This is a genomic window from Okeania sp. SIO2C9 (genome assembly GCF_010672455.1).
Classification (GTDB): domain Bacteria; phylum Cyanobacteriota; class Cyanobacteriia; order Cyanobacteriales; family Microcoleaceae; genus Okeania.
The window spans coordinates 76,010-89,180 of the sequence record NZ_JAAHGO010000006.1 but is presented as its reverse complement, the minus strand read 5'-3'; the positions used below and the strand labels follow the sequence as shown (position 1 = coordinate 89,180).

Genomic DNA, 13,171 nt, shown 5'->3' with positions numbered 1-13,171 from the left:
AAAATACTTAAGCAATTTTCAGACTGAAAAACTGTGAATATACTGATGTATTTGTGAACAATTAATTTGATTCTAGAGAGATATAAAAATTTTTGTCTATTATGGCATAGTTTTTTGTACTTGTTGTCGAAAATAGACAAAATATCAAAAATATTTCTGTAGAATTTAACTAGATTTTATGGGAATGGTTTGTGAGATGTAACTTTCAGCAGCAACGTGTTTAAAAAATTAAATTAATTTTGTCGATCATCGACAATTTTGTTGCAAATCGACAATTTTTTTCCTTACCTATGTTATGTTTGGTTATTAAGTAATTAGTAACTTTATTTATTAGTTGGCCTCCTGATTAGGAGCTTTGCTTTGGAAGGATTTGCTAACCCTAAAGGTTCTCAGTAAATCCAGGGATGAACAAATTTAAGACCTTATTTATCTGGTTAAAATTGCCAATTTATCTGTACATTTACTGAGGTATTAGTTATCTATAATTAACTGTTATTGAATAATTAAAAATAATGTAGAATTTATAATTTATAATTATTAAATTAAGGAATTATAGCGGAAGTATTGGTTATCTGGAATTAACTGTTATTAAACAATTAATAATTTTCATATTGGCGATAGCCAAAACAATTTTTCCTACTTATACTGAGGATTAATTCCTCAAAAATAAAAAAATTAGATTAATACCTGTAGGAATTACGCAGAAACCAGGTTGATAGAGGAAATTTCCTGAAAAACAATAATCAAGGTAATAAACCCGGTTTCTTGTTTGTAAATTCGTGGGCGAATAGCCATTCGCCCCTACAGGAGGAAAAATAATTTAGAAAAAACTATTTAAAAAAAAACCAATAATCAGAGGTGCAATTTATGGTATTTTTCTGGAATAAAAAGACTAAACAAAAACAACCTAAAAAATCTTCCAAAAAAACTAGAAGTAATACCTTTATTTTAGAAGAAATTATTAGTCCTGGTGCTTATTGCCCCATACCAATAGATGACTCCCTAGTTAATCATCCCATCTTTGGATTATTCACAGAACAAGAATTAATTACTACTATTTTAGGAACTAACGCTCCTCCAGATATTGCAGATATAGACACAGAAATTTTAGTCCGAGATTATTGGGAAAAAATCGACCAATACTTTCAAGAAAACCCCAGTGAAGTTAATAGTTTTGATGATCAAGATTTGTCTACTTGGCCGACATTGGAGGCGCTGATAAACCCAGGGCAACCGAGTGTAGAAATACCAGATGTTGGTGGAGCAGTAGATACCTTACCCCCTCCAGTAACAGTACCAGTAGACCCCCCTAGAAATAATCCCGGTAGTGGTAGTCAAGACCCAGTTATCACTCCTCCTCAACCACCTACTCTAGTTAATGCTATTTCAGACATTACTCTGACACCAGAAATATCCTCTCAAACCATAGATATTTCTGATGTATTCGCTACTCCAGATGGGGAACAACTGAAATATGAAGTCATAAACAACAACAACGAACTTCTGAATATCAATTTAGAAAATAACCAACTATCTATAGCAGCACTACCCAAAACAGGGGAAAGTCAAATTACAATTCGGGCGACTACTAATGCTGGAGGTGTGGCAGCTCATACTTTTAAGGTTTTCAATAATTATGTTCCACCAGAGTCTGTGGCAACTATTAATTCTGGTTTAACTGAGTTACAAAAAGCTATTGATGCTAACCCCGATGACTTATTAGCTAGTTTGGATAACCCAGAAGCACAAACAGCTTTGGAAACATTAGCGACTGAATTAGAATCCAACTTTGATAATCTTTTCAACGCTATCCAACAACCAGAAACTCTGACAAAAGCAGGAGTGTCTCCTGAAGCAGTTGCTACTTTGGAAAAACTATTGGCAAGTGAGGAGTTAGGGGCAGCTTTAGGTTTGCCGACTTCGGTGGAGTCAGCTTTGGTTTCGGAGGATTTTCGGATTTGGGATAACTATTTAATTAATGCTACGGAAGCTGCTTCTATCCTTTTACCCGATGCGCCTCAAACTTCTGTGGCATTTTTAGATTTTGCGGATGGACATGGGGAAAATGTGACGGAAGTGTTTGAGTCGGTGAACCCCAATGCTGAATATGAACGCTTATCTATTAATGATGGAAATTGGGCAGAACAGTTGGTGCAGTATGTGGATAATTTGAAAGCTGCTGGAAAAGACCGGGGTATTGCCAACCTCAGTTTTGATTTGAGTCAAGCGGACTCCGAAGGAAGGGTGACAACTCGTTATGACTTAACTGAAGCGGAACAATTAGCAATTCAATATGCACGGGATAATAATGTATTGTTGGTAGCTGCTTCTGGTAATACTGGTGGAGAAATGTCAGCTTTAGGGAAAGCTGCCGAAAAGTTTGACAATATTATTACAGTGGGAGCGGTGAATAAGTTGGAGGAGGTTGCTGACTATTCGAGTCGGGGCGATACTTTGACTTTGGTTGCTCCTGGAGGACAGTATGAAAATGACCCGGATGCTTTTGTGGGTACTTCCAGGGCAACTTCTTATGTGACTGGAGCAGCGTCTCTAGTTTGGGCGGCTAATCCAGATTTGAGTTATCAGCAAGTGAAGGAGTTGTTGACTCTGACTGCTAAAGATTTTGGCCCGGAAGGTTGGGATGCTGAGACTGGTGCTGGTTTGTTGGATGTGACTGAGGCGGTGTTGATGGCTGGTTTGGTGGCACCGGAGGCGGTGGTTAGATTTGGGGATGTGGATATTTCAGCATTTACTGGTGCGGGTAGGGTAAATGTTGATGTTCGTGCTGCGTCGCCGGAAACTGAAGCTGCAATTCAGGATTTGACGGATACTCAGAATCAGTTGTTGGAGCAATGGCAGGTTTTGAGAGATTTGGGTAATGCTGATATGACTTTGGAGGAGTTACAGAATGAGATTGCTTCTCGGAAGTCGGAGGTGTTGGATAGTTATCGGGATGTTGATACTGCTGCTGCGATAAGTTTGGTGAAAAATCAAGAGTCGGTGGCAGCTTTGGGTTTGGCAAGGGAGCATTATCAGATTGAGTTGGCGCGGTTGCAGGAGTTGGCAGGTCGTCAGCAGCAGTTGCAGGATGGGTTAGTAGCTTTGACTGGGGAACGGGATGAGTTGGTTGTTACTAATGCGGAACAGTTACGGGTGTTGGAGGAGGCGATCGCTCGGACGGAACAAGAATTAGAGGATGCTAGTCAGAAGTTGCAATATCAGCTTGTGGACCCGGATACTTTAGTTGCTCAGACTGATACGGTGCAGGCTGAAATTGCTGAGTTGGAAGGGAAGATTACAGATTATCGTCAGCAGTCTGCTGCTTTGAAGGCACAAGCAGATAGTTATTATGCCCAAGCTAACCAGTATCGCCAACAACAGCAACATCATACTAATATTGCCAATAACGCTTGGATAATGGGAAATTCCTGCGGGAAAAGGTATCCTATAAAACGAAATACGCCTGTATATAACCATCATATAAACTTAGCAAACCAAGCAGCGCGTAATGCTACTCATGTTAGCTGGCAAGGTGATGTGTTCCAAGTTAATCACGGCCAACTAGAACAGTTCATCGTTCAAATGGGGCAACAAACTCAGGCTTTGAGAAATTATGAGAAGTTGCTGGAAGCTAATAGCCAGAAACTATCCACTCTTACTGGCGACCTCGATGACGCACATCAAATCCTGGCAGTCTTGCAAACACAAATAGCAGCAAAGAGACAACAGGCAGAACAATATTGGCAGCAAGCAGCTTTAGCAGAAAAACGACGCAAGCAAAGTCAGGATACAGCTAATTGGCATAATAGTATGTATCGGAGGCGGGAAAAAAATATTTCTGGACGATATCAGTGGCGTCACTATCCAGAACACGTCACCCCTCGCAACCAAGCCCAACAACAAGCTAACAATGCTGAAGGAGAACGTCGCATTTTTGAACAGTGGGCACGACAGGCGCAAGCTGAGGTAGATGCGTTAAACCAACAGGCCACAGCTTTAACCCAACGAGTGGGAGATTGGCCAGAACTGAAGCGGGGCATCGAATATGAAATTAATGCCAAACAACAGCAGTTGCAAGCTGAGAAGGATTTACTAGCATTGCAAACTCCAGTCCAACAGCAACAGTTAGAAACTCTAGATTTGAAGATTAATCAAACCACAGATGAACTGCAAAAATTGGAAACTGAGGAATTGCCAGAACAGCAGCAAAAAGCCGATGCTACTGAGGAACGGTTGAAGAAAGCTCAAGAGGAAGTAGAGGAAAATCAAAATCAGCGCAGTCAAACTCAAACAGACTTGCAAAATTTCCTAGAAACTTATGGTTATTTACTGCCATATCAGGAACGTCGGGCAGCAGTGCAAAAACAAATTCAACAGTTGGAGGCTGAGAAAGTTAGGGCTCAGGAGTTGCTGGTTGAGATTCGATCCCCCCTAACCCCCCTTGAGAAGGGGGGGACCGGAGGTGAGGAATCTTCTCTTGAAGTCCCCGCTGGTGGTGAAGGATCATCTCTTGAAGTCCCCCTTGGTAAGGGGGATTTAGGGGGATCGTCTTTTATCACACAGACCAAAAATTATCTAGAGCAGATAGAGCAACAGTTGGCTTATGCAAAGGTGCAAGAGGAACAACTAAATCTTTCTGCTCCTGACTCTCCCCAACGTTTGGCTATTGGTAATTTGATTGATGAGTTGGCAAAACGACAACAGAATTTGCCAGAAACTAATACGTTACCATTACAGGAATATATTGACTTTTTGCGTGGGGTAGAAAATCGCAATAATAATTTGTTGAATGGGTTTGACGACTTGGAAGAGCGTTTGACGGCTGCCCAAACTCAACAAACTGCTGCGGATGAGACTTTGCAGCGACTTCAGGGCGAATATCTGGATTTAGGTTTGGCAAAAGCGGATGTTGAAGCTGAGAAGTTGATGCCGACTCAAATTCAAGCTTTCCAAGAGGATATTAACGAGCAACAAGAAATTATAAATGGCTATCGCCAGCAGATTAGCAATGCTCATGCTGTGGCGAGTAATTTTGAGCGACTGCGACAACAGCATCAAGGTTATGCGAATTGGTGGAACAGTCAAATTAATGTATTTAATGAAGCAAGCTATCTAGCACATAACCCGGATATTGCTCATGCGGTGCGTCATGGAGGGATGCCCAGTGCTTGGTATCATTATTGGCGATATGGACGCTACGAAGGACGTTTGGCCAATCCTCAAGCTTTGGTTGAACGCAATGCTGCACAAGGAGCAGCTAATAATTATGCCCAACAACGGAATGCAGCTACTCTACAAGCGCAACAGCTACAGGGGAGTTTGCAACCAAGTATCAATGAAACTCAGGCAGCCATCGCTGCCATTGAAAGCCAGCAGCAAATTTTCAAAGATATCGAAAATATTCAACCTAACGCTACTTTGGAGGAAGCGATCGCTCTCAAAGAGACCCAACTAAGTAACACAAAAACGGCAATTAGTCAAACCAAAGATACGATTAATTCCCTCGAAAATGATTTGGCTGCCACTAAGCAAGCTAAGTCCGATAAAGAAACAGAAATTGTGGGACAAGAGGGGGCGATCGCCCAAACCCAAACCGACATTGCCACTACTGAAGATAAAATAACCGCCAAACAGGTAGAAATTAACCAAGAGCAGTCGGTGTTGCAAGGTTATCACAACCAAATAAACCAAGCAAACGCCGTTACTAATAATTTCGAGCAACAGCGACAGTCTCATCAAAATAGTGCGAATTATTGGAACGGTCAAATTCATACTTGGGGTGTGACTGGCTATCGCCAGGATAAGTCTGGCAAGAAAGAAGCAGTCTATGGTTGGATATATAATCCCCAAGCGCACGCTAACCGGGATGCTCACATCGCTGCAGCCAGCAGTGCCACTCAACAGCGTGACTTGGCTGCCCAACAAGCACAACAATTCGCCACTAACTTGCAACCGCAAATAGAGGCCAAACAAGAAGATATTGCGGGACTGCAAGAGGAAAAGCACAACTTAGAAACAGAGAAACAAAACCTGCAAACTCAGTTAAGCAACCAACAACAAAATTTACAAAATCTCCAATCTGAACTAGGACAAATTGAGCAAAATATCGGCAACATTGAGTCGGATATTGCCACCAATGAGGAAAAAGTAGAAGACCTAGACGCTCAACTTCTGAAAGAAAGCTCAGAGAAAATCTATCTCCAGGATACTTTAGCAGAAATAGACCAACGTATTGCGGATAAAGAGGCAGAAATCTCAGACAAATATGAGGAAATTAGACTAACAGAGAAATACACCCGCCACGTTAATGCTGAAGTCGATCGCCTAGAAAACCGCCTCGACTTAATTAACCAAGCAGATGCTCTGGAAACTGAATATCAAAATCAACAAGATAACTGGCAAAATGCTTTAGATAATCAAATCGCTGCTACTGAAGACTTTTTAGCAACTCGCAAAGCAGGGGAAGACGAACGAAAACAACTGCTATCCTTGCAATCTCAGCTAGCAGATACTCAAACTCAACTTACCACTGCTCAACAACAACAAGCGCAACTCATAACAGAGGTACAAACTGCCAAAAAAGATTTACAGTTGACTAAAGTGCAACTCCGCAACCAGCACTTGCAATTGCAAAGTTTAAATGATCAAGACCCATCCCTGTACAGTGCTGAAGCTTCTTACTACAACCAAGCGCAATACCATCGGGAGCGGATGTGGTATTATAATGGTGGTCAGTTTGTATATCACCACGGCCACGCAGCAGCATATCGCGCTAACTTGCAGAAATCGTCCCGGTTGGCACAGGAGCGCCACGAGAATTGGTATAAGAGACAGGAAACTCATAAGAAAATTTACCAGTTGAACCAGGCGATCGCTACTCAAACGGCAAATGTGGCTAGTAAGGAGCAGGAGTTGGCAAAAGTTACTCCAGAGGTGACTAACTTAACTGCCAAGGCAGCAGAAATCGAAAGTCAAATCCCCCCTCTTGTTACTGCTATAGAACCTATGCAACAAGCAGAAAACGCCAAATTAGCAGATTTCCAAAATGCTGTTGGGCAAACAGAAACTGCATCGGTAGAATTAGCTCAAACCACTAAAGAGCAAGCAGCAGCTTTGAATCATCTGATTAGCTTTGGGGTTTTGGGTACGGAATCTGATGTGGATTTCTTCGCGACTCAGGTGGAGCCAAAGGTTAATGAATTTATTCAACAGTTGCAAGACCGCAGTAATGACTTGGGTTCCCAAGCTGATACTCTAGGAAATTTGATAGGAGACTGGCAACAGGAGTTAGATAATACCACAGATGAAGTTAGTCGTCAAGCCTTAACCGATTTGATTACAAAAACTATTGGCCAACAGAATCATCTATTGGAACGTCAACAGGAGAATCAGGAAATAGTGACGGAATTGAGCGATCGCCTGACAGCAGCTACAGCATCTCTAGAAAATCTGCGACAACAGCAGAAATTGGAAATTCGGGAACAACTCAATAGTAATGATGAGCGGTTAGAGGCGCTTAACCGTCAATTGGAAACTGAGACGGCAGCAGAAAAGGCGGTTAGTGAGGATACGGTGTTAGCTTATGCTGAACTGAACGATCGAGTACGGGCAGATTTGACGGCAAGTGCAACTCAATGGGTGAGTCAATTGCAAGAAGGTCATCAGCAAACTAAGGAAATTGGGGAAAGTCAGCAAAATCTGTCTGAGTCAGTTGATGATTTGATTGAGTATATAGAGGATAATTTGGCAGATGTGGATGGGGAACGCGACCGAAATTTGGCAGATTTGCGAGATGCCATTACTACCTTGGGTGTGGTTGCGCCTCGTCGCGATGAATTAGCAGCAGGGGAAACTACCCTGAAGCAAGAGATTGAGAAGTTGAAACAGTGGATAGAGCAGGATGCTAAGTTGTGGTCGGAAATTGCGCCTATTGCAGAACGTTATGGTGCTGAGTCTCAACAGTTGGCAAGGTATCCGCAGCAATATAATGCTAAATTACAACACGATCTCGGTGTAGCCAGACAAAACGAAGCACAACGCCATCAACATCAACAGAATGCTAACTACTGGAACGGTCAGATTTATCAGTTTAACGAACAAACATACTTACATAATAATCCTGATGTTCGCCTTCATGTATCGCTCGGATGGCTTGACAGCGGTTGGGAGCACTATGTAAAGTGGGGCCGTAAGGCAGGAAGACTTCCTAACCCACTGGCAAAAATTAACCGCGACAGGGAGCAAGCAGCAGCTAATGCAGCAGCCAAAAGACGCGATGCTGCAAACCAGCTACCGACTGCAAATGCCTACCGCGAGGCATTTTTAAGTCAAGTTACTAACAACGGTAGTGCCATTAAGGTCTTGCAAGCCGAAACCCAAGAAGAAAGCAACAAATACGATTCCCGAATAGCAACCTTAAAAGCAGAAGAAGTCCAAAACGATGCACAAGCATCTGCTGCCCTATCCCAAGCTGCCTGGTACGAAAAACAAGGCGCCTACCACTGGCTACGCAGTCGCAAAAACGGTCCAACCTGGCAAGAATGGCGCCAAACCTGGAAACGCAATTGGCGTGGTAAGAAAAAAGAACATTGGGTACTCGTCACCCACGTCGATCACCATTGGATAATCTGGGATACCTACACCAAATACGCTCAACAACTCCGCCAACAAGCATTCAGTAAATTAGTGGTCACCGACAGCCAATCCCAACAACAAGACCGCTTGCAACCCCTAGCAGAACAGTGGGCAGACGCACAGAATGCCACCAACGCTGCCGAAGCACCAATTACTGCCAGTCGCAACCTGGTGGAAGTATTGGAAACTGCCCGCGAACAAATCCCCGCAGCTCAGGAACAGTTACAACTGCTGGAAGACCTCTTGCCTGAAATTGAACAAAAACTGGCAGAAGCTCAGAAGGAAGCGGACGACTACAATGCTAAAGTATTAGCGGAGTGGGAAGAGCATGACGAAAATGCGACAGAATATCTCAATACTGTTGAAGACATATTAGAACGTCGTGGCGACCTCAACAAACAATCCCAGGAGTTGCAAAACCAACTAGCAGATACGGAAAAATGGGTGGAACAACAAACTGTGGCTTTGGATGTAGAAACGGAGCAAGTAGATAATTTGCGTCAACAGTTGATAGCTGATGGGGAGGCATTGGCAGAAAAAATCGCTGTGGCAACGGGCAACGAGTTAACGGAGTTACAGACTAAACAAGCACAACTCCAGGATGCTCTGGCACTCCTAGACAATAAAGCTACCGTCTTGCAACAACAGCAAACTGCCTTTAGTCAAAAACGCACCCTGCTGACCGCAGAAAACGAAGTTATTCTAGCAGAACAGGGGTTATTAGATGCTTACCTGACAACCCCCGACAGCGACTTAGAGCAACTGCGGGAACAGCTAGCAGATGCCCGCGCTGCCCTAGCCGAAGCCCAACGGTTGGCAGAACAAGCAGAAGCCAGCAGTCAGGCATTAACGGCTCCTTTACAGGAAGTGCAAAACGACTTATTGGCACAAAATGACGAACATTTAAAAGCTGCTAAGGAACATCAGCAGATACTCAAGGATTTGTTAGAAGCAACGGAACTAAATGCCAACTACACCTTAGAAGCAGCCCAGAAACAGCAGCAAGTCAACGACTTAGAGTTCCAAATATTGCAACGGTTGCAAGAAGTGACTGCTGCGGGCAACCAGGAGGCAAAACATTTATTAGAAGTTGCCACTCACAACGACGTTGCTAGTGCTGCCGAAATCTATTATCGCGATTACAGTGATATTGCCAGCGATACAGGGGGTAGTTGTGCGGGGGGTATCGCGCGACCGGAAGACCGCGCTTTAGCAGACCGTTACTACCGGGAAATGTTAACCCATCGGCAGTTGCAGCACCGGGCGCAAGCTCAAGCCAATCATTTCCGGCGGATAAAAGATACCGCTCAAGGACAGATGGATGCTTTAAGCCGACAACAGGAAACCGCTGCTCAGATACTCCAGGATATTAACAATAAGATTGCCAAAACCCAAGAGCAGCGGGAAGCCAAAGAACAGGAAGTAGCAGTTGCTCAAGCGCGGTTAGATGGTATTAGTCGTATCCGCCAACAAACAGAACAAACTTTCGTGCAGTTAGTGAGTTTAGAACAACTGAACCTGGCTCAAGCTCAGTTAGAACAACAAATTGCAGCCCAACGGCAGTCAGAAATTGAAGAGGAAGTGGCACGGCGCATCGAACGGGAACAAATCGAAATTGAACGTCAACGTTTAGAGGCGCGGGCAAAGTTGGAACAGTTGGAACAGTTGCAAGCAGAGGAAGATTTACGACAAGCGGTAAATCAGGTGCGGGTTGATGTTGGTTTGAATGAGGTAGCTGGTGGTAGTGACTCGGCTCAGTTGCAGTCTCAGATGGCATCGTTGTTGGGGCAGTTGCAGAATTTAGAGCAGCAACAGCCTGATTTACCTGATGATGTGAAAGCTTTGTTGGCTGATGCTCAAGGGGATATTCATCTAGCGTTGCAAGGGAAGGAAGCAGAGAATATTCAGGAGAATTTGCTGAAAACTACTGCCGGGTTAGTGGGGCAGATTCAACATTATCAGACTGAAATTGCCCAACTGGAGTCAGAGGAACAGTGGGATACTCAATTATTGGCCAAAGCGCAACAGGATTTACAAAGTGCGTCGCAGGAGTTGGTAGAGGAACTGGAGCGATCGCAAGTTTTATCTGAGGAACGGGACATTATTAATCCTCTGTATCTTGAGACTTTGAGTAAGGTTGCCTATGCAGAGCAGGCGGTGGATATTTCCCAAGATTTAGCCAAGCAGTCGCGGGAGATGTTGGAGCAGATTATTGACCAGCGGATTCAGGAACGGAAGGCTAGGAAGAAATTCTTCTGGAATCAGATGTTGGGTATGGTTTCCATTGTTACCAGTCTCATCGGTACTATCCTCAGTTTCACTCCTCTAGCACCTCTTGGTTATGGTTTGGTTGCCGTTAGTGGTGTTATTAGCGGTATCCAAGCAGTGATGAATGGCGATTGGTTGGGAGGTATTTTCAACGTAGTCATGGCAGCAGTCAGCGGTCTAACTGGTGGTTTGGGCAGTGCTGGTTTAATTAGTCAGACAGCAATGCAGACAGTACAAGGCATACAAGCTGCGGTAGGAGGCGTGTTTGCCGGAGCGCGTTCTGTGATGTCTGGCGAGAGTATATTGGGTGCGTTACAAGTTCTGGGCAGCGTTGCTGGTTTTGTCAGCACGGGTTTGAGTAATGTAGTTAATAAGTTGACTACGCCATTGCAACAAGCGATGTATCAGGTTGTTAATAGCTTGCAAAAAGTCCCAGTAATGATTTATAAGGGCGTGAAAGCTATTGAGAGTGGGGACTGGTTTAGTGCGATTAGTAATGTTTTCAATGTCATTACTACCCTTGGGAAGAATTTCGGTGGTTTCTTTGGCGATACCGTGTCTAAAGCTTTCGACTCTTTGAGCAAAGTGGGTAACTCTGCTTTAGCTGTTACTGGTGCAGCTATGGGCGGTACTTTAGAAGGTGCTTTGTCTGGGGTTGAAAGTTTGTTGAATATTTTGGGCGATGATATTAGTGGGTTTGTGGATAAGATTACGGGTAAGGATGAGTGTGTTTGTGTTCAAAAGAATGAAGATGATTCTGATAAGGATGAAAATTCAGATGCCCAAGAATCTCAGAGTTCAGAAAATGAAACCACTGAAAATTCCGATTTGGGAGAACTGCACGAAAATGCTGCTCACTTCTTATCCGAAGAACAAACTTTGTTTATTAGCTTATCTCTTGAAGATATAGAAGAAATAGAAGAATATTTCAAAAATCACCAACAAGAACAACTGTTAGAAGAGCAAAGCATATATATAGCTAAAAATTATGACGATAATCCTTTTGCTGAAAAGCCTAATATTGTAACTGACGTAGGAATTGGAGGAGTAACGACTTCAAGTAGTCTAGATGAGGGTAATCCAGAAGTTACTTTACAGTTAGGGATTACACAATTTTTAGAGTATGAAATTCGGGAGGAAGGAGAAACACTCTGGGGGATTGCAGAAAAAAGCCTTGGTGATGGTAATCGTTGGCAAGAACTTCATAAAAGAGTTACTACTTCTGATGGTCAAGAAGATTATGTTCCATTCAAAGATGGAGAACAATTTAACTTACAAATCAATCAAGAAATTTTCATTCCTAGTAACAATAGTAGCGAAATTAATGATAATTATGGCAGCACAAATCAACAAGGCTATACTAGCAAAATTAATGACAGTAATAGTAACCTTAATCAAGAGAAATCTACAAAAACAACATCTCTGCCAACACAACCTGACAAGGCGAAAAATCCAACCCTTGAATATACTAAATATGGTACAGAAGCAGTGCAACATGGTCGCAATATAATTAATGCTGTGGATGAGGTTGCACCTAACGTTAGTTTCCCAAAGAAAATTAATAATTTACCAGGAGTAAAACAATTAAATCAAATAGATCAACTTCCAGTAAAGCTTGCGGAAAAAGTTTCCTACAAAGCTACTCAAACAGGTAACAAAGGGTTTGTCATCTTAAAAAATCCTGCTAGTACAAGATTGGTTCGAGCTTCCAAAGCACTAGGACCTGCTGGAATTCTCATTGGATTTATTCCTACAGGTGTAGAAGTTGCACAAAATTGGAATAAAGATAGACCTCAAGCTTATAGAGCTTTAATTAAAGGATCGCTTCAAACAGTCTTCGGAGTAGTAGCAGGTGTTGGTGCTGGTTTGGGGACAGTTAATCCACTTGTAGGAATAGCTGCTGGCGTTGCTGGTTCCGAATTAGGTGGGGTTACTGCAGATGCACTTAACAAAAAATTATTTCCAAAAAAGAATGCCGATGATGCAAAATCCTCTAAGTGATAACCTACTATCTGTCAGATAAAGTAATGGTAAAATAGCTAATGAATGCAGTATGAGCTAGCAGATTGGGAAGGGGGAAACCAGGGTAAAATTTAGGAAAAAGCCTCTTCCAAATCGCCTCTTTCAAAAAAAAAGAGCGATCGCCCCCTCCCCCTTAACTAACCCATACTAAAATACCAATCAAAAACAACAGCCAATTCTCAAATATATGCAAAAATTCCCAACTCCAACCACCAACCCTCAACTCAAAGAAATAATCGCCCAAACT

The 13,171-nt window shown here is 42.9% G+C and carries 1 protein-coding gene; it reads left to right on the top strand.

Annotated features, from left to right (window positions below; translation table 11 throughout):
- Positions 1–867 precede the first annotated feature (867 nt).
- The gene (locus F6K23_RS06315; protein WP_293152162.1) at positions 868–12,903 is read left to right on the top strand and encodes a S8 family serine peptidase; all 12,036 of its coding nucleotides are present in this window, start codon (positions 868–870) and stop codon (positions 12,901–12,903) included.
- Positions 12,904–13,171 lie beyond the last annotated feature (268 nt).

Coding starts and splice junctions, on each gene's coding strand:
- F6K23_RS06315 (WP_293152162.1), top strand. CDS start 868: ATGGTATTTTTCTGGAATAAAAAGACTAAACAAAAACAACCTAAAAAA.